Source organism: Hoylesella loescheii DSM 19665 = JCM 12249 = ATCC 15930 (assembly GCF_000378085.1).
Lineage (GTDB): Bacteria > Bacteroidota > Bacteroidia > Bacteroidales > Bacteroidaceae > Prevotella > Prevotella loescheii.
Map to the genome: position 1 here is coordinate 38,819 of NZ_KB899223.1, position 19,274 is coordinate 58,092.

21 protein-coding genes and 3 tRNA genes are annotated in these 19,274 nt (G+C 42.8%); 16 read left to right on the forward strand and 8 right to left on the reverse strand.

What is annotated here, in order from left to right; all coding sequences use genetic code 11:
* The first annotated feature begins 686 nt into the window (after positions 1-686).
* Positions 687-1,154 (forward strand): hypothetical protein, encoded by a 468-nt coding sequence (locus F453_RS0112035; protein WP_018968238.1) that lies wholly within the window; start codon positions 687-689, stop codon positions 1,152-1,154.
* A gap of 250 nt (positions 1,155-1,404) precedes the next feature.
* On the opposite strand, the gene F453_RS0112040 is transcribed toward F453_RS0112035, so the two are convergent.
* Entirely contained in the window at positions 1,405-1,950 is a 546-nt protein-coding gene (locus F453_RS0112040) for a DUF1697 domain-containing protein (RefSeq protein ID WP_018968239.1), read from the reverse strand.
* Between the two features lie 580 nt (positions 1,951-2,530).
* On the opposite strand from F453_RS0112040, the gene F453_RS0112045 reads away from it, so the two are divergent.
* The 15 genes from F453_RS0112045 to F453_RS0112115 all read left to right on the forward strand — a co-directional run bounded on the left by F453_RS0112045 (position 2,531) and on the right by F453_RS0112115 (position 14,919).
* Positions 2,531-3,001 (forward strand): hypothetical protein, encoded by a 471-nt coding sequence (locus F453_RS0112045; RefSeq protein WP_025790117.1) that lies wholly within the window; start codon positions 2,531-2,533, stop codon positions 2,999-3,001.
* Between the two features lie 626 nt (positions 3,002-3,627).
* Positions 3,628-3,700: transfer RNA gene (locus F453_RS0112050), tRNA-Thr, on the forward strand.
* A 5-nt stretch (positions 3,701-3,705) separates the two neighbouring features.
* Positions 3,706-3,778 (forward strand) — tRNA-Gly (locus F453_RS0112055).
* Positions 3,779-4,034: 256 nt separating this feature from the next.
* Complete coding sequence (locus F453_RS0112060; RefSeq protein ID WP_018968241.1) at positions 4,035-7,271, forward strand: TonB-dependent receptor; 3,237 nt, start codon at positions 4,035-4,037, stop codon at positions 7,269-7,271.
* 142 nt (positions 7,272-7,413) lie between these two features.
* Positions 7,414-7,746, forward strand: a complete 333-nt coding sequence (locus tag F453_RS0112065) for a cupin domain-containing protein (RefSeq protein WP_018968242.1) — start codon at positions 7,414-7,416, stop codon at positions 7,744-7,746.
* 115 nt (positions 7,747-7,861) lie between these two features.
* On the forward strand, positions 7,862-9,016 hold the full coding sequence (locus F453_RS0112070; RefSeq protein ID WP_018968243.1) for an MltF family protein: 1,155 nt from the start codon (positions 7,862-7,864) through the stop codon (positions 9,014-9,016).
* 195 nt (positions 9,017-9,211) lie between these two features.
* Positions 9,212-9,296, forward strand: a tRNA-Ser gene (locus F453_RS0112075).
* A gap of 400 nt (positions 9,297-9,696) precedes the next feature.
* Positions 9,697-10,929, forward strand: coding sequence for a site-specific integrase (locus F453_RS0112080; protein WP_018968244.1), 1,233 nt, complete (start codon positions 9,697-9,699; stop codon positions 10,927-10,929).
* 25 nt (positions 10,930-10,954) lie between these two features.
* Positions 10,955-11,422, forward strand: a complete 468-nt coding sequence (locus F453_RS0112085; protein ID WP_018968245.1) for a DUF1896 domain-containing protein — start codon at positions 10,955-10,957, stop codon at positions 11,420-11,422.
* 139 nt (positions 11,423-11,561) lie between these two features.
* Positions 11,562-11,909 carry a hypothetical protein gene (locus tag F453_RS0112090; RefSeq protein ID WP_018968246.1) on the forward strand — a complete coding sequence of 116 codons (348 nt, stop codon included), beginning with the start codon at positions 11,562-11,564 and terminating at the stop codon, positions 11,907-11,909.
* Between the two features lie 352 nt (positions 11,910-12,261).
* Entirely contained in the window at positions 12,262-12,693 is a 432-nt protein-coding gene (locus tag F453_RS0112095; protein ID WP_018968247.1) for a hypothetical protein, read from the forward strand.
* Positions 12,694-12,715: 22 nt separating this feature from the next.
* Positions 12,716-13,135 (forward strand): PcfK-like family protein, encoded by a 420-nt coding sequence (locus tag F453_RS0112100; RefSeq protein WP_018968248.1) that lies wholly within the window; start codon positions 12,716-12,718, stop codon positions 13,133-13,135.
* A gap of 4 nt (positions 13,136-13,139) precedes the next feature.
* Entirely contained in the window at positions 13,140-14,414 is a 1,275-nt protein-coding gene (locus F453_RS0112105; RefSeq protein ID WP_018968249.1) for a PcfJ domain-containing protein, read from the forward strand.
* A gap of 27 nt (positions 14,415-14,441) precedes the next feature.
* A complete protein-coding gene (locus F453_RS0112110; RefSeq protein WP_018968250.1) occupies positions 14,442-14,696 on the forward strand; it encodes a DUF8466 domain-containing protein in 255 nt (84 codons plus the stop codon).
* Positions 14,697-14,700: 4 nt separating this feature from the next.
* Complete coding sequence (locus F453_RS0112115) at positions 14,701-14,919, forward strand: hypothetical protein (protein WP_018968251.1); 219 nt, start codon at positions 14,701-14,703, stop codon at positions 14,917-14,919.
* A gap of 115 nt (positions 14,920-15,034) precedes the next feature.
* On the opposite strand, the gene F453_RS15740 is transcribed toward F453_RS0112115, so the two are convergent.
* The 7 genes from F453_RS15740 to traM form a co-directional block, all read right to left on the reverse strand.
* Positions 15,035-15,724, reverse strand: a complete 690-nt coding sequence (locus F453_RS15740; RefSeq protein ID WP_018968252.1) for a PM0109 family protein — start codon at positions 15,722-15,724, stop codon at positions 15,035-15,037.
* The gene (locus F453_RS0112125) at positions 15,712-16,449 is read right to left on the reverse strand and encodes a hypothetical protein (protein WP_018968253.1); all 738 of its coding nucleotides are present in this window, start codon (positions 16,447-16,449) and stop codon (positions 15,712-15,714) included. Before F453_RS0112125 ends, F453_RS15740 begins: the two co-directional genes overlap by 13 nt.
* A gap of 86 nt (positions 16,450-16,535) precedes the next feature.
* Complete coding sequence (locus tag F453_RS0112130) at positions 16,536-17,042, reverse strand: lysozyme (RefSeq protein ID WP_026292572.1); 507 nt, start codon at positions 17,040-17,042, stop codon at positions 16,536-16,538.
* A gap of 11 nt (positions 17,043-17,053) precedes the next feature.
* On the reverse strand, positions 17,054-17,512 hold the full coding sequence (locus tag F453_RS0112135) for a DUF3872 domain-containing protein (protein WP_018967472.1): 459 nt from the start codon (positions 17,510-17,512) through the stop codon (positions 17,054-17,056).
* A 12-nt stretch (positions 17,513-17,524) separates the two neighbouring features.
* Positions 17,525-18,118: a conjugal transfer protein TraO gene (locus F453_RS0112140; protein ID WP_018967473.1), complete on the reverse strand. Its 594-nt coding sequence runs from the start codon at positions 18,116-18,118 to the stop codon at positions 17,525-17,527.
* A complete protein-coding gene (gene traN / locus F453_RS0112145) occupies positions 18,112-19,062 on the reverse strand; it encodes a conjugative transposon protein TraN (RefSeq protein ID WP_026292507.1) in 951 nt (316 codons plus the stop codon). The genes F453_RS0112140 and traN overlap by 7 nt, the downstream gene beginning before the upstream one ends.
* Positions 19,063-19,111: 49 nt before the next feature.
* The coding region (gene traM, locus F453_RS15465) for a conjugative transposon protein TraM (RefSeq protein ID WP_154650694.1) at positions 19,112-19,274 on the reverse strand (163 nt) is incomplete at its 5' end.

Genomic DNA, 19,274 nt, shown 5'->3' on the forward strand with positions numbered 1-19,274 from the left:
CGAACGGTATAACATTATCGCTTGCAGTGTGTTTTTAGTCTAAACACTGGATTTTTTATAAGAGGGACACCTATTCCATTTAAGCTGGAACAACGTTCCATATCATCTGGAACATGGTTCCATCTCACATGGAACAGCATTACACCTTATCGAAAACACGGCGCTTCACCTTAAAACACAACGAAAGAGGCGGAAAATCGTCAAGTAAAATATAAAGTAACAGAAAACAGGAGATGAGGGATTAGAAACTTAAAATTTACGTCTAGAATACGCAAATCTTGCTGTAAAACGCGCCAAAACCCTATTTAAAGCCTCTCGTCTCATTGATAACAACAACATAAACTGCGCTACATCAGTGCGTTTCACACTTTCGCGAGAATCAATTAAATGCAAGTCGATGACACGTTTGTGAATTAGACAGGCACTCACAATGTTAAAAATCGGTACAAAATATTTACAAACAAAAGGAAAGGTTTCATTAAGCGTTTCCGCTTTACCACACATTTCGACCCTACAGCAGATGTGTCATATTTTCTACCGCGTAAATTAAATTTCACAAACAGCCTCGAATGAACTTCTAAAGGTTAAAAAAGCATAGCATAGTTTATAGCAGAGGTAGAAATGTGACGTTGAAGAGCAGATGTGGGTAACTTTGTGCATCAAATGTAAAAAGAGAAATCGGAACGATGAAGAAATTTAAACTATTATCGATGTTTGCCATCGCCCTTTTGGCCGTTGGCACTTTATTTGCGAGTTGCAGTAGTGATGATGATGGTCAAGAGCCGAACACCATTACCAACAACAAAGGTACTTACAAAGTGAATGGCGCGTCTATTACGGACCTTAACGACCAGTATAGTATTACTCTGGCTGCTCATCCGGGTAATGGTGTTAAGGTGACCATTCTTAAAACAGATATTGGCAAGCGGATAGACCTTAGTAAGCGTGGCCGTTGGAAAGTAGACTCGCCCACTGTGGTGGCAAATGGTGAGATGGAAACGCTAGAAAGCGGCAGTTACGTACACGTGAAGAGCTATGCCAATGGTCAGATTTCCATTAGCTATTGTATTAAAAAGTCGGATGGTAATGGTTCGCGAATGGAGAAAGGCAATTATAGTGGTAGTATAAAGCCCTTCACCTTTCAAAGGCCATAACGGCACTGCCTAGCTTCAATAGAAATGAATGTCACAATCCCTAGTTGCCCTGAGCAATTAGGGATTGTTGTATACATGAGGGTGGGATGATGGCTGTATAATGTCTCCAAGAAAGACACTGACTTAAAACCTATTTTGAACGCTTCTTCTTAAACCTGATGTAGTGTTGCACTTATTCCTGAAGTTCGCAATTTTAATTGATAACGCCTTATATCTCTGGATTTAGTTTTTCCGCAACAAACTGGGGTTCTTATTTTTTCTTTTCAAGAATTTCTGCGATCTTTTCAAACGTTTTTCCGTTTCGAATGGTAATGTGTTTATAAAAGTCTTGTTTTATAAGTTCCTTATGATATATAGATTTCAGATATTCAGCCTCATCATATTTGCCCCAAAATATGGCTTTTTTACCTACATAAACTATTTCGTTGTAGAATTCAGATGCATTTATAAAATCAATAATAACAGATTTATCAATATGATTGGGCATAAAAAGGACATCTCTTCTTGCCAGCTCTCCTTTCCACCAATCAGGCAGTTCCGCTTTTTCTTTTAAATAATCTTCTCTGCTAATCAAAGCAAACGGAATAGAAAAGTCATAGTTCTTTTCCAGCAAACGCGCTATTTTTGAGATGCATTTTTCAAGACTTAGAACACTTTTGAAAAACAAATTTCCACTGTTGATGTAAGAATCAACATCTTCAAAGCCAACATCTGAAAGTGTCTTTTTCAAATCGCCCATAGACACTTTGTTCTTTCCACCTACGTTGATACCTCGCAACAAAAGTACATATACCATAAATTTATCCTCCTCAAAAAAATCTCGTTAAAAATATTATTATAAGCATTACCCACCATTGCTAAAGTCGAGAAACCGAACTCAGTCGTTTGGCGCCATACCGTGACGTGATGCAAGCAGCCTAATCCAAATAAGAATCGTAGCGAATCCATGTCGGCAGCAAGACAATTCGTCAACCCTTGACAGTCCATATCCCGTAGGTCAATGGTCATCTTGCCTTCTCCAATCAGTAATTCATCATTAAAATCCCGATATCGAGACCTCAGACCCAATGATGTTCGTTCACAACAAAGGTACTCCTTTTAGAGGATATAAACGAATAAAAATAGAGCAGGATGTGCTTAGGCTTATTAAATAATGCTTCCTTGTCTCACTAAACATTCCCCCTTCACTACGCATATTGACCTACAGCAGTATGTGTTATATTTTCTACCGCGTAAATTAAATTTCACACATAACCTCCAATGAACTTCTAAAGGTTAAAAAAGTATAGCATAGTTTATAGCAGAGGTAGAAATGTGACATTGAAGAGTTGTTGTGCGTAACTTTGTGTATCAAATGTAAAAAAGGAATCGGAACGATGAAGAAATTTAAACCATTATCAATGTTTGCCATCGCCCTTTTGGCCGCTGGCACTTTATTTGCGAGTTGCAGTAGTGATGATGATGGTCAAGAGCCAAACACCATTACCAACAACAAAGGTACTTACAAAGTGAATGATGCGTCTATTACGGACTTTAACGACCAGCAGTATAGTATTTATCTGTATACTAATACGGGCCTTGGCGTTAAGGTGGCCATTCTTAAAACTGATATTGGCAAGCGGATAGACCTTAGTAAGCGTGGCCGTTGGAGAGTAGACTCGCGCACTATAGCGGCAAATGGCGAGGTGGAAACGCTAGAAAGTGGCAGTTACATACACGTGAAGAGCTATGCCAATGGTAAGATTTCCATCAGCTACTGTCTTAAAAAGTCTGATGCTTATGGGGCACGAATGGAGAAAGGCAATTATAGTGGAAGTATAAGGTATGGCACCTTTCATAATCCATAATGGCACTGCCTAGCTTCAATTGAAACGAATGTCACAATCCCTAGTTGCCCTGAGCGACTAGGGATTGTTGTATATATGATGGTGGGATGACGGGCGTATAATATCTCCAAGAAAGACTCAGACTTAAAACCTATGTTGAACTTATCCTCCTCAAAAAAATCTCATTAAAAATATTATTATAAGCAATACCCACCATTACCAAAGCCGCGAAACCAAACTCAGTCGTTTGGCGCCATACCGTGACGTGATGCAAGCTGCCTAATCCAAATAAGAATCGCAGCGTATCCATATCGGCAGCAAGACAACTCGTACACCCCTGATAGTCCATTATCCCACAGGTCAAAGATCTTTTCACCTTCTCCTATCAGTAATTCATCATTGAAATCCCAATATCGAGACCTCAGACCCAATGATGTTCGTTCACAACAAAGGTACTCCTTTTAGAGGATATAAACGAATAAAAATAGAGCAGGATGTGCTTAGGCTTATTAAATAATGCTTCCTTGCTGGAGGTATTTACCCATTAGGAGCGAATAAAATCGGGAAAACATTTGGTGCTTATCGAAAAAACAGCTACCTTTGCACCGCATTTGAGACAATGCCCCGTTAGCTATAAGCAGGGAAAGGCCGATATGGCTCAGTTGGTAGAGCAATTCATTCGTAATGAATAGGTCCCCGGTTCGAGTCCGGGTATCGGCTCAAATGCGGTAATAGCTCAGTTGGTAGAGCACTAGCTTCCCAAGCTGGGGGTCGCGAGTTCGAGCCTCGTTTACCGCTCACGGTAGCAAACCAACATATTCAGGATTTTCGGTAGGTATATATCATATAATGTAGAAGAAACGTAGATGCGTTTCTTTTTTTCGTTTTATACGGTTCGGGCACAGAAATTTAGCTTGCTTGAAAATAATTATCCTGAGACCATAACATTTCCTTTACAACCCTTTCTACTTTTCGAAAAAAGGATTAATTTTGCATTATAATTCTCCGAAGGATTATAAAAGGCTTTTTTATTAATTAATTTTTGTTAGTCACTATGCAAAAAAGATTGTTTTTTCTGTTCGCCATTGTGATGTTCCTCACATCTCCCCTCATGGCACAGGTTACAACATCAGGTATCAACGGAAAGGTTGTTGCTGGCGGTGAAGAGGTTGTTGGAGCCACTGTGGTGGCCGTGCATAACCCCTCAGGAACACGCTACAACGGCATAACCAACGAGAAAGGGCGCTACTCGATACAAGGTATGCGCGTCGGAGGACCCTACACCATCACCATCTCGTACGTGGGATACAAGAACGAAGTGGTCGAGAATATTAACCTAGCTCTCGGCGAAGCAAGCGTTTTAAACGCTGACCTAAAAGAAGACGCTAGGTTACTGGGCGAAGTAACCGTAACTGGCAAAGCCGGAGTTGGCACTACTGGCGCCTCGACACAGTTCTCGAAGGCGCAAATAGACAACACGCCAACGGTTAGCCGCAACATTTACGACGTGGCAACGCTATCTCCACTGGTGAAGGCCAACAAGAAAGGCGGTATCACCATTGCGGGAACGAACAACCGCTACAACTCGTTCCAAATAGACGGTATGGTGAGTAACGACGTGTTCGGCTTGTCGAGCGGTGGTACAAACGGCGACCAAACCAACGCCAACCCCATCGCACTGGATGCCGTTGAGCAGATACAGGTGGTGGCTTCGCCTTTCGACATCCGTCAAAGCGGATTTACAGGCGGTGCAATCAACGCCATCACGAAGTCGGGTACAAACGATTTTAAGGCTTCGGCCTACACCTATTACACCGACGAGAACCTCTATGGAAGGTGGAATCAAAACACGGGACTGAAAGAGAAATACCAAAACGAATCCACCAAGACCTTCGGTGCAACCTTCGGAGGCCCCATCGTGAAAGACAAGCTCTTCTTCTTTGTAAGTGCCGAGTATAAGAAAAATACCTACCCTGCCACTTACTATGCTGGCGCACCGAATTACTTTATGACCCTAGAGATGGCCAAGGCTATAGCCGACCGATACAAATCGATTACGGGAATAAGGGAAGATTATAGTCGTCCCGACATCACTTCGGCCGCATTCTCGCTCATGAGCCGTATCGACTGGAACATCAGCAACAACACAAAGTTCTCTTTCCGCTACCAGTTTAACGACTCACATAAAGACGAAATAAGCTCAAGTTATAACGTTTATAACTTCGTAAACAGCGGATTTAAGCGCAACAACCACATGCATTCGCTTGTGGCCGAACTTAACTCGCGCTTCAGTAGCTCGCTCTACAACGAATTGCGCGTGGGATTGACCATGGTACGCGACCGTCGTGACATCCGTTACAAGGCACCATTGGCCAATATTAAAAATGCTGGCGCTTACGATCCCGCTACTGGAACAGAAACGGCTGGCGACAAAACTATCAACATCGGTACCGAATATTCTTCGGGATTGAACGCCCTCGAACAAAATATCTGGGTGCTGGAAGACAACTTGTCGTGGTACATGGGTAACCACAACATCACCTTTGGTACGCACAACGAACTTTACGACATGAAGAACGCCTTTATGCAGGCCTATACAGGGCGCTATATCTATGGTAGCAAGACCTTGGGTGGCATAACTGGCTTCATGACAGATAAGGCCAGTGAGTTTACCTGGAACTATGCCGACGCAAATGTTACAGGAACAAGAGAGTGGAAAACGCCATTCCGAAGCGGTCAGTTAGGCTTCTATGTTCAAGACAAATGGGACCTGAACACCTTGCTACAATTTACTTACGGCGTTCGCTTCGACATTCCTTTCTATCTCAACAGTCCCTCAACCAACGACCAATTTAACGCTAGCGAGTTTTCATCGAAGTACGATGCCGTTGTGGGTCGCAAGCCTAAGTCGATGGTGATGTTCTCACCCCGCTTGGGATTCCGCTGGTATATGGATGAGACACATAAGACGATGTTCCGTGGTGGGCTAGGTATATTCAATGGTAGAGCACCTTTCGTATGGATTGAAAACGCATGGGCCAACACGGGTATCGAACAAAAAGGCGTTTCGATCCGTGCAAACGACAAAACGGGTGCTGTTGCTCCTTCGTTCGAACAATACAAGAACGATGCCGAAGCAGCCGCTAAGGCACCCGGACTTAATGCAACTGCAGCTAAGCCAAACATCGCAACTGTGGCACACGACTTCAAGTTCCCACAGGTGTTCCGTACTAACTTGGCATGGGAACAGCAACTGCCTTGGGATATGAAGTTTACGCTTGAATGGCTCTACTCGCGCAACCTGAACAACGTTTGGTTTGAAAACCTTGCGCTGGTGAACGACGGCAAGAGCAGCGTATATGCCGTAGAAGGTGCCGACAACTCGTCTACCATCTACTATTCGAGCAAACCTGGAGGCTATTACAGCATCATCAACATGACCAATACCAACAAGGGCTATAGCTATTCGCTAAGTGCACAGGTGGAGAAATCGTTCAAGTTTGGACTCGACCTCATGGCGAACTACACTTTCGGACGCTCGTATTCGGTTCATGACGGTACATCTTCAGTGGCATCTTCTAACTGGGGCTTCTATTATAATGTAGATCCCAACGAGCCAGTGCTGGCTCCTTCGATGTTCGATGTTCCTCACCGCGTTGTTCTTACAGCCAACTACAACAGTAAACGCTATGGAAATGGTCGCTGGCAAACCCATGTGGGACTTACCTACAACGGCACTAGCGGACAGCGTTATAGCCTAACAATGAGCGATAAGACCACTGCTTCGTTTAATGGAGATTATCGTGGCGGTAACTCGTTGCTGTATATCCCCACCAAAGATGAATTGGCAAGGATGAAGTTTGTGGACAAGAAGGTTGGGACGAACACCATTACGGCCGACGAACAGAAAGCACAGTTTGAACAATGGATAGAAAGTGACGACTATGCACGTAAGCATCGCGGACAGTATGCTACACGCAACTCTCACCTTTCGCCTTGGGAAAATCGCTTCGACCTGCATATCTCGCAAGACTTCTTCTATATGAAAGAACGCGGAGGCAAAGTAGAACTGGTATTCGACATACTTAACGTGGCCAATCTGCTGAATAAGGATTGGGGTACAACCTATGGTTCGGTTTACAACATCAACAAATTGCAGGTTCAAAGTGTTGACGACGGAAGCGCACCCAATACGAAAGTGGCCTCGTTCCAGTATTTCGACAATACGCCACATGTTAGTGATGTGGCCAGCCGTTGGCACGCACAGATTGGCTTGCGCGTAACGTTCTAAGTTAAAGTGCTTGACACACACGATGGAGTTATACCCATCGTGCCAGTTTAACAGCGCATTTATTATATAAAAGAGGGCACTTCCTATAAGGGAGTGTCCTCTTTTTTTGCTATCTTTGCAAAGTAGAAATAAAGAAAATATTATGCACATCGACTTAAATAATTTGGAAGAAACTAAGATCGTTGGTTTTAAGGGTGGACATGGTGAAATGATCATGCGCGCCTTTGTAGACGAGAAATGCCGCATTATGCGCAACGTTTTGAAACCTGGTGCTGCAAGCGGACTGCACAAACACGAGGAAAATTGTGAGGTGGTATTCGTTTTGAGTGGTGAGGGAACATTTTATTGCGACGGCAAAAAGGAAACGGTCTTGCCCGGACAGGTGCATTATTGCCCCATGGGACACGCCCATTATTTTGAGAACAACGGTACGGAAGACTTTGTGTTCTTCGCCATCGTACCCGAACACCATTAACAATAGTGCAGCCGAGACATGTTAATACCCACACATGCCTCATGGTTAATTACTTGTTTTCGCTATCAATAACAAGAACGTGAACATCTTCTCTCGCCTCTTACTTATCTTGCTGATGTCTGCCAGCCTTGTGGCTTGCAGTCATAAGAAGCAAAACAAACCCGTGGAAACACCATGGGGCACAACGCTTGGTGCTGACAGCACAGCTTCGGCAGAGAGTGGTTTCTCGCTCAACGACATTATCCACAACGGCGAACTCATCATGCTCACCCTCACAGGACCAGAGAATTACTACGACTATCGTGGTCGCGGAATGGGTTTGCAGTATTTGCTTTGCGAACGTTTTGCCAAAGCACTGGGTGTTTCGCTTCGGGTGGAGGTATGCAAAGACACGGCCGACTTGGTGGCTCGATTGAAAAATGGTGACGGCGACTTGGTGGCTTTCTTCTTGCCTAAAAGTGTTGAGGGTGTGGACTTTTGCGGTGCTTCGTCTGCATCAGGCGGTGGTCAATGGGCCGTTCAAAAGGGAAATGAGGCTCTGGCAGATACCTTAAACAGATGGTTTAAACCTGCTTTGATAGCAAAAATTAAGTCGGAAGAGCAATTCGCGCTCTCATCACGTAGTGTAACACGCCATGTATATTCGCCCATGCTCGACCGAAAAGCGGGCGTTATATCGCAATACGACCATCTTTTCCAGAAGTATGCACCAACCGCTCGATGGGATTGGCGGTTGCTAGCGGCTCAATGTTATCAGGAATCCACTTTCGACCCGCAGGCTCATTCGTGGGCTGGCGCCAGGGGATTGATGCAAATTATGCCTGGCACGGCTGCTCATTTGGGCTTGCCTGCTAGTCAAGTGCACGAGCCTGAGCCCAATGTTGCGGCGGCTACAAGACTCATCAGGGAACTGGATGGGAAGTTCAACGACATTGGCGACCGCATGGAGCGCATACGTTTTGTTCTTGCAAGCTATAATGGAGGTGCCGGACATGTGCGCGATGCAATGGCTTTGGCACGTAAATATGGTCGAAACCCACAACGTTGGGAAGAAGTGGCTCCCTTCGTTTTACGCCTCAGCACTCCACAATTCTATAACGATCCCATCGTGAAGAACGGATATATGCGCGGCAGCGAAACAGTAGATTATGTGGAACGAATTGGTAAGCGGTGGCAACAATATTCGGGAATGGCTCCTGGCGGAATATCGGGCAGCTATGGCTCGATGGTTCCACAGCGTGCCACGAAGAAGTATCGGTTCCATCTCTAAGCCATCTTTAACACCATCTCTATGCCACTTTAAGCCATCTCTAACCCATCTATCCCTTCCCCATCAAGTGCTGCCTTCTAAGGCATGATTTTAAATATTTCTGTAACTTTGTTTATAAAAATTCGAACATCGTTTGCCAAACCAAAAAAAAGTGTTACCTTTGCACCGCCTCACCACAAAAGGCCATTTAATTAAGGAGAGATGGTAGAGTGGTCGATTACAGCGGTCTTGAAAACCGCCGTACCGAGAGGTACCGGGGGTTCGAATCCCTCTCTCTCCGCTTTAGGTACTCTGAACAGACCAACAGAGAAATCCTAACAAAAACGTAAGTATCATAGCTACAAGTAGTTATGATACTTTTCTTTTATATACATTCTTCTTCTTAGAGTACGTACAGAGGGCGTAAATACTCCCTAAATACTCTACAATGGCTACAATCTGGCTACACTTTTTGAGGCAAAATAAAAATTGTAGCCAAGAGTTCGTACAGAGTACGCATAGAGTACACGCAAATTGCTGTTATTCAAATAAATATGTCGAACTTTGCAGCGTGGTTACAGAAGTTTATCTCGCTAATAATTCAATCTTTTGGCTACAATTCTATTAGAAGCTGGCTACAATTATTGAATTTTGGCTACAACTTTCCTTTCCATGGCTACAATTAAACAACAGCAGCGCAAATGAAAACCATTTTCAGAGCAGTCTTCTATTTAAGAAGCAACTATGTGAACAAGGAGGGTAAAACACCCGTGATGTTGAGAATCTATCTCAACAACGAACGACTTTCCATTGGCTCAACAGGTATTGCCGTTCAGCAGTCGCAATGGGATAGTGAAAAAGAACGGCTGAAAGGAAGGACTACAGAGGTCCTTTCTACTAATCTCGAGTTAGATAACATCCAAAGCGGATTGCAGGCTATCTTCAAAAAGTTGGAAATGACAGATGCCATTTCTTTGGAACGTATCAAGTCGGAGTATCTCGGCAAGAAAGAAGAGGTAGAAACGATGATGACACTCTTCGATAAGCACAACAAAGATATTGCTAAGCAAGTGGGCATATCTGTAAGTGCTGCCACTTTTCAGAAATATAATGTCTGCAAACGACACTTCACAACTTTCTTGCAGGATAAGTACAAACGTTCGGACATACGCTTGTCTGAACTCACCTATATTATCATACACGACTTTGATATTTATCTTCGCACAGTAGTTGGTCAGAACCCGAATACAGCCACCAAGACAATGAAGACTTTCAAGACAATTACGATTTTAGGAAGAAAAATGGGGGTAATCCATCATGATCCTTTTCTTAATCATCGTTTTCACCTTGAGCCAGTCAATCGCGGTTTCTTAACAGATGAAGAAATTTTGAAGATAGCCAATAAGAACCTGGGCATACAACGTTTGGAATTAGTTCGTGATTTATTCGTATTCTCGTGCTTTACAGGTTTGGCGTACATTGATGTAGCCAACCTTACTCCCGAGAATATTGTTACCCTTGATGACAAACAATGGATAATGACAAAACGACAAAAGACGAGTGTTGCAACAAATGTTCTTTTATTGGATATTCCGAAGAATATCATTGAAAAGTATAGTGTCAAGACCTATCGTGATGGTAAACTCTTCCCAATGCTAACTAATCAGCGAACTAATTCATATCTGAAGGAAATTGCAGATATTTGTGGCATTAAAAAGGACCTAACCTTTCACATGGCTCGCCACACATTTGCAACAATGTCATTGAGTAAAGGTGTTTCAATGGAATCAGTTTCTAAGATGCTGGGACATACCAACATTAAAACCACACAAATCTATGCCCGTATTACCAATAAGAAAATAGAACACGATATGGAACAGTTGGCGGGCAAGTTAGATAAGTTCAATGTTGCTATGGGCATCAACTCAAAATAATGTACAACCCTAAACCAAGAAGATTATGACAACAACAAAGAAAGAACTTTCTTACTTCCGTTTGAAGTTAGAGAACTACCTCAGTGAGCATTTCCCAGAAATGCTGGCTGACAACCCATTCATAACGGCAAGAGCTGATGAATCCCTTACTACCTATTGTGATGCAGTGGCACAGGGCTTCTCGCATCCCGAAGCAGAGACAATGGCAAGCGAAGTCTTATATCAAGGTTTGCATTTTTCCAAGTATGACACGCTTGTGTCTGTCTTAGAGAATGAGTTCGAGAAAGAACTACCCTCTCCTCTTCCTGAAAGACTAACACCAATGCTTCTGAAGAATAAGGCTGTGCAAAGCGTTTTCGATAAGTATGAACTGACGGACGATTTTGGTGCAAGTCCAGAGTATGAGAAACTCTACACCGAACTGACAGGGACAATCGTTTTGCTCATTGAGGTCAATGGTCTGCCAACCGTCAATAGTGAGAACATGACTTGATGTAACACCATTGGGAGCTTTTGTAGTGTCAAGAGCCAAGATAACTATTCTTCCCCACACGCCAAGAGTTTAGGCAAACACTTGGCTTTGTGAGGCAGAATATCTTGTAACTGCTCTTGAAACTATTAAAAGCCCCGATATGAATACAATCATCATGAATCAAGATGTCCACACACCTGCCTTCATCAAGGCAGACGCATCGAACAAAACCGATAAAATCAAGCAGCAGTCGATTTCTCCCAAGCAAGTCCGCCGCTTCTCTTGGACACGCTTCATCGAACTCACTACCCTGCTTTCCGTCGTTATCGGTGCCATTTGGCTTATCTCGAAGATGGTAACGCCGCAAGTCGTAACTGCCGTTTCTGTCATTGCAGGTTTTCTGATACTACGTTTTATAGTCAGGGTAATTCTAAAAGTGACGTTTACGCTGCTGAGTATTCTCTTCTGGCTGGCAATTCTCTGTGCCATCCTGCTATGCGTGCTTTGAGAAGCACAGTTCAGTAAAGACTTTCATGTTATTTCATCAGGTGGTTATCCCGTATTTTGAGATAGCCACCTTTTCTATTTTCCACTACGAGCGTTGCACTTTTGTTTCTTTTCCAATGCTCCACGATATGCGATGACAAGGAGACGGATGCTGTTCCCTTTTTATTCGCAAAGGTAGTACGGGTCTTGTGGCTTTCCCAAGGTCCTAAGCCGCTTGGTTTGTCTGGAAAATCTCCACACCTACGGGTTGTATTTTCCGCCAAAACCTTGTGCAAGCCCGCCCCGCTACCTCTATTTTGCTACAAAAAGGAATCAGCATACTCCGATCTTTGGACGCATAAAAAAATGTCGCTATGGATAAGCAAAAAGTAAATACAACATCTTCGATGAAAGAAAAAGGATATAGCTCCTCCTCTCATTACCGCATTAACCCTACGGCTGAAAAGAGTGAGCAAGTGTTGGCAATTAAGTTTGTACAATGGGATGTACTCCCTTTGGAGAGCCTTTGTAATAGCAAAGTATATCTCCTGCGTGTGAAACTCAATCGTGGCGAAATGATGAGCCGTGAAGAAAAGAATTGGTTATGTGAAGCGGTGAACTCTAACACCTATTTCCGCACAGCCGTTCCACTACAAGGCTATCGTTTTGACTTCTTTGATGTACTGAAGAAATACCTTGTCAGTCAGTACGGACAATGGACAGAGTATTACGCACCTGACAGAACAAGCCTAAGAGCCTACCTATATGGGCGTATCAATCAGATAGTAGAAATTCCCAAGTATTAATAACATCAAAACATATACGACAATGAAAGGAACAGAACATTTCACACGGACAATAGCCGAGTATCTCAATCAGCGTGCTATGGCAGACCCCTTATTTGCCCCTAACTTGATGAAACCGAACAAGAATATCGAGGAGTGCATCACCTACATTCTTAATGAAGTGCAGAAAAGCGGTTGTAATGGCTTTGATGATGATGAAATCTTCTCTATGGCTGTTCACTACTATGATGAAGACGATATTGAGGTGGGTAAGGCTATTTCTTGCCAAGTTGCCGTTAATCACATTGTAGAACTCACGGAGGAAGAAAAAGCCGAAGCAAGGCAGGAAGCCATTAAGCAATATCAGCGTGAGGAACTTGCCAAGTTACAGAGCCGTAACGCACGAGTGAAAAAGACTGAGAACGCAGCAACCCAAGTACAACCATCACTATTCGATTTTTAAGCCTATGAAACCGAGAAACAAATTTGAAAAGGCGGTTTTGGAACAAAGCAAGCATCTTCGCCCGATAACCAAGACACAAAGTAAGTGGGCATTCCGTGAGTGCATAGACCACTTCGCCTACCGCTTGCCAAAAGGTCGCACCACTTGTATGGATTGTGGGCATAGTTGGGTAATGGACAAACATAGAGAAACTTGCACTTGCCCTCATTGCAGGGCAAAGTTGCAGGTCAAGGAAACCTATGAGCGCAAGTTGCAGCAGAAGCAGTATTTCACCCTACTTACCACTTGTGGAGAGTTTCAAGTATTACGTATGTTCCTACTTATTGTGGGTATGGAGAAAGGTTACAAAGCACAAACTTCTATAATTGAGATTGGGCAATATTGGTGGAATATGCAGGGACGAAAAGCTGTGGTTGCCATACAGAGGGTATTGGGACACTATATTGATACCTTTTCCTATTATAGTCCTATGGCGATACGCAACGATAATGAAGCCTATCAGCATATTGCCTACTCATCGATATATCCGAAGTTCAAGGTTACAGACATACTTCGCAGAAATGGTTTTAAGGACAATTTCTATGGCATCGTGCCTACTCAGCTTATTCCTGCATTGCTTACAGACAGCCGTGTGGAAACATTGTTAAAAGCAGGTCGCACAGACCATTTACGTTACTTTCTTGGCAACAAGAAGGCTTTTGAAGAACTATGGCAGTCCTACAAGATTGCAGTCCGTAACGGCTATGAGATAGCAGACATTTCTCTTTGGAGTGATTATGTAGATACACTTAGAAGATTAGGTAAGGATATTCATAATCCAAAATATTTATGCCCCACAGACCTTAAAGCCGAACACGACCGCAGACACGATGAACTTCTCAGAGTGCGTGAAAAGGAGGAGATAGAACAGAAGCAGCAGAAGGCAATGGAAGATGAAAAGCGTTTCAAGGAACTCAAATCCAAGTTTTTCGGTATTTGTTTCACGGACGGCACAATTCAAGTCCACGTATTAGAGAGCGTGCAAGAACATTTGGAAGAAGGTGTATCAATGCACCATTGCGTATTTTCTAATGCATACTACCTTAAGGAGGACTCCCTTATCCTTTCGGCTACCATTGAAGGTAAGCGAATAGAAACTATTGAAATGTCTTTACGAACTTTGGAAGTGGTGCAAAGTCGTGGAGTATGTAATAAAAATACGGAATACCACGAGCAGATAGTAAACCTTGTCAACGCCAATCGAGGTCTTATAAGCCGAAGAATGAAAGCTACAGCATAAAGTATGAACTATTAAATTATCAGAGATATGAAAACAGAGATTGAAAACATCATCTATAACTATGCAGACGAGATACCGCATATTCTCATTAGGGTTATCAACGCAATAACCTTATCCGACAGCAAAGAGGAGTTAAGGTCAGCTATCAATAAAATAGCTGAAGAAACAGAACTTGACAAGTTCTTTGCCTACGGATATGGTGCGCATCACTTTTGGCTCACACATCGCAAATTATCCAATGGAAAGCCAAAGGAATACAGATTATTAAAAGTTGAATTTTAAGATTATGAAGAAGAAAGTTTACAGAGTTCGGACGCAATACATCTTCGAAGGAGTGTTTGATGTGGTTGCGGAGAGCAAGGAAGACGCACGGCAGAAAGTTCTGCAAGATTGTGGGTTGGTGATGGGCAGAGGGGTTCACAGCACACTTCCCGATGAGGAAATCAATTGGGATTTTGATACCCACCCCGAAGAGCGGGTAATAGAAACAACCGAAATACCATAATACAAATGAGCCACGCTACCTCAAAAATTGCGTGGCTTCTTTTCTTTTTCTTTGAACGAGCAGACGACCAAAGAAAAGAAGCAAAAGAAAGTCGCAGAAAAAACATTTCAAATAGTTATAAAACTGTTAAACTTATACCTGCATACTTTTCTACATAAGAGCTAAATTCTTGTAATGCTAATATGGTTGATTCTTCGTTTATAAAAGAACTCATAGGGAAGGCATATAGAATTCGTTTATTTCCACATTCTTCTGTCTTATGGCAATGTGTAAAACTTGATTTACAGTAACGCTTAGAAAGAGCTATACTTTTAACATCCCAAATCCAATCTTTCTGTTTAGGTTTTAGTTCAAAATAGAAAAGAAGTTTTGATGCAGAATTTTCCTCAGGAATAAAGTTATCTACATCCAATCTATTATCCAATTTGCTGTCAAAATACCCTGTGTCCGATATTTGCAAAAGACTAATGGCATATTGCTCACTACTTTCAGAAGAATTTGCCCTTTCTTTAGTGAATTTTTCTCCCAAATAATATTCAAACTCATACGAGCATAAGAAATCCCAAGCCCAATTATTTTTAGATAGTTTGAAGTATTCATTTTTACTTGATCTATAAAGAGGGTCAGAAAAATGTTTCCAGCCTCCAACTCCATTATATATAGGAGGAAAATCAAGTTTTTGGCGGATAAAATCTATTAAGTCTATCATTCTACGTTGATATTGATAGATGAGCCGATGTGCTCGTCTAACATTCAACATTGCTTCATTGAAATTATCAAGTTGGTGTTGGTTTATATTTTCCATAGCAAACTATTAATATTAGAATTATATATCTTTCTTGATTTAAGTCCTCCTAATAATGTAGGAACAAATTTGATGTATTCTTTATTCTCTAAATTTATGTTTACATTATATATTGATTTTAGCCAATCAATTTGAAACATCTGATGCTGTTCAAATGCGAGTATTATATCACTTAATATCCTTTTGGCGGAATTGTTTGATTCTTCTTTTACCTGTTTAATAACTGCATTTAATAAATTATACCAAGATGCAGCATGAATAGTATGATTTACACCATCTACTGTTATTGTCTTGTTTTGCAGAATTTGATTTCCTCCTAAAGCTATAAAAAAGAGTCTTTTCTGTAGTTTTCCAAAATGGAGGTTATATGATTTTACTTCTTTCCGCCATTGCTCCTCATACTGTCCTCCCCCATCATATTTTTTTGCTTCTATTATAATGAAAGCCTTTTCAAATTCAAGCCATACATCAGGCTCAACTCTTGTCGTATTTATATCTCCATCAGGTGTCCAGCTATCCCAAAAATTTACAGATAATATCTGACCTATATTTTGGGGCATACCTGAAGAAAAACCACAACTTGACTTAAGGAGTTTCCATACCAACTCATCAGGAAGATATTGTAATAACCCGATTATAGAAGATGTTGTCGTATCCTCTGTATGGTGAAAGTGCGTATCAGTAAAAGCTCCTTTTAATTTATGATGTATTAATGCTTGTAACATATAAAATATAGACAGCCTTTGCAAAGATACTCATTTATCCTCAGAATATGAATTTTTGGCTATAAAATATTGAATTATAAATTGAATCACGGCAAACAGAATAAAGTATATTCTACTTGTCTTCGCCTTAATAATCCACGCAATACTTTGCCCTTATATCTACAAAATGCTACAAACTCCTTATAGAAATTTCTATCCCCTGCTTCTATTTTGCGTAGTAACTGACTTTTAGGGTGTTTGCCATATCCCAAGATACGCCCAACTCCGATGTTGTAAGAAAGCACGGCAAGCAATAGGGCATCTTTTCCGTACTTCTTGAATATCTCAATGTGTTTCATTAGGTCGGCACGGAGCAGGGAATCTGCCTGCCGTTCCGTCATATCTGCCGTAAAGTACTCTCCCCGTTGCAGCTGATGCCCATACCCAACATACGGATAATTCTTCCAGCCGTGCAGTCCCTCAAAATATTTCACAACAACTACTGCACGCTCAAAAGGTGGCAAGTCTGCCAGCCGCACCCTGCGCTGGGCAAGGGTCGGCTGACAGAACAGGCAGAATACACAAAGCAAAATGAAAGAATTTATCGTTCGCATCAATTATGGTCTTAGCGACGAGAAGATGTAGGCTTGTCCTTGCCCTCTTCTCGCTCGTTGTTGAAACTAAAGGTCAGCTGCTGCACCTTACCGAAACTATCCTCCACATATACATCAATCGTCTGGCGGTCAGATGACAGAGAAGTGTAATATAAGCGGAACACATCCTTAGTCAGCGGATAGCGGTCGTTAGGCTTGAAAACCGTACCGTTATCATTTCTTAGCAATCCTTTGCCGTCAGACTGAAAATAACGTATCGTATAGCGAGTATCGGCAAACTCACCGCCTCGCTTCAGCGTACAGCGTATCTCAGCCGTCTGCCCCCTTATGATGTCCTTCTGAACCGGCATTGTCTCCACCGAAAACGGATAAGACTGCTGAACATCCAAATCCCTATCACAAGCAGATAGGCAAAACACGGCAAGGGTCAGCACACCCATTACCCAAATAGTATTCAATATCTTTTTCATTTTTTCTTCTACTTAAAAGTTAAACCTTAGTCCTGCTGAAACTGCCGGACGGAAACAATGCACGTCTGTTCCAAAGAGGAAACGTCCCTGCGCCTTTACAAGAAAGAGAACCCTGTCCGTTAGAAATACGTCCACCGAGCCATGCACGGCACCACCATAGACAAAGTGGGAGCGGTCGAGCAGTGTCGCCCCATCGGGCAGCAGCTTCTTGTCCTTGTTCAGCTGCTCATAGCCACCCAAGGCGGATATACCACCATAGAGAAACACGTTCTTACCTCTGTCGGAGAGAACAGGGTGCATATAGCCCACCTGCAAGAGAGCATCCTTGAGTTTTACGTTATAATCTCGGTACGACATATTCTGCTGTTCATACTCTGCCATAACAAAAGTATAGTTCTCACGCCCCAGATATCGGGCGAGTGATGCTCCCATGCCGAAATTGTCAGCAGCAAGGAACTTTTCACCCTTAATAAGTGGAACACTTCCTACGACCTCTACGCCCCTTTGCTTGGGTATCAGTCGCTGTGCCTGCGATGGCAAGCTAAAAGCCATTGCCACCGCTGCACAAACCGATAAAATGATTTTCTTCTTCATAATGTCTACCATTTCAGTTTGAGGTTATCAATCTTCTTTGCCAGTTGCAGGTCCTCTGCCGTTACATAGAAGGTCAGCGTACGACCGCCATTTCTCTCATAGAGCGTCACTTCAAGCTGCTTGTCTTCCGCCAGAGAAAACTGCTCGAGCGCAAACACAGTGTGTTCACTGCCCATGCCACGCACCTGCATTACCTGATGATAGGCACGAAGTGGCTGAAGCACCTGTTCCTGTATAGCGGTGCGCTTTGCCATCTTCTTATCAACCACCTTAAAGGTGATAAAATCCACCGAGTATGGCATATTCGTGCCGTTTTCCATACGAATGTGGAAATACAGCAAGCCATTATGGGCATACAAGCCACGAAGCAGGAACTTCATGCCAAACTGCTGTGCACCAATGTGCTTGATGCAGCGTCTGTCATTCTGATAGATAGTCTGCATCATCAGCTTTACTAATACGGGCGACTCGTTGCCAAGTTCCTTAAAGTAAATGTCAGAGCGATTGCTTGGCAGGCGTCCGTCCGTTGGTGATAAGAAGTCCTTCATCTCTATGCTAAGCTTCTCCGGTTCATCAGCATACTTGACGTTGAAAGTATAGAAAGAGCCGTCGTCGCAGATAACACTCATATTGGTTTCCGTTTCAAAGTCCTTCACCGACGCCTTTACACGTAATACGTTCTCAGCATCCTCCGCTTTCCCTGCGATGATGTTCTGTGAACCTAAGTCTACATAGCGGATAGTAGAAGGGAAGATAAGATGCACGGTCTTGTCAAAGGTAACGTCTAAACCATACGGCAGTACGACACGCCCCGTAGGTATGGCACGGCTCATACCTTGAAAAAGTTCTCCCGAAGTAAGCGGACGGCTCGGTGTCAGATCATCATTGTTTTCCTGTGCTGTGGCTGTTGCTCCCACCATGGCAAGCATAGCCATTGATAAAATAATTTTCTTCATTGTTCCTTTTTTATTTGATGTTATTTTTTACTTATCATTTTCGATTGTTTTATTTGGACTGAACCAAGAAAAGGCGGTAGCCACCTTTGAGCGTTACCTTGATGGTGCGCAGCTTCTTTTGAAGCAGCTGACTTGCGCCCTGCATCACCCCACGGGCAGCCTCTGAGATAATCTGGTCTTTGGCAGAGGAAGCGAAGGTAAAGGATGTTCCC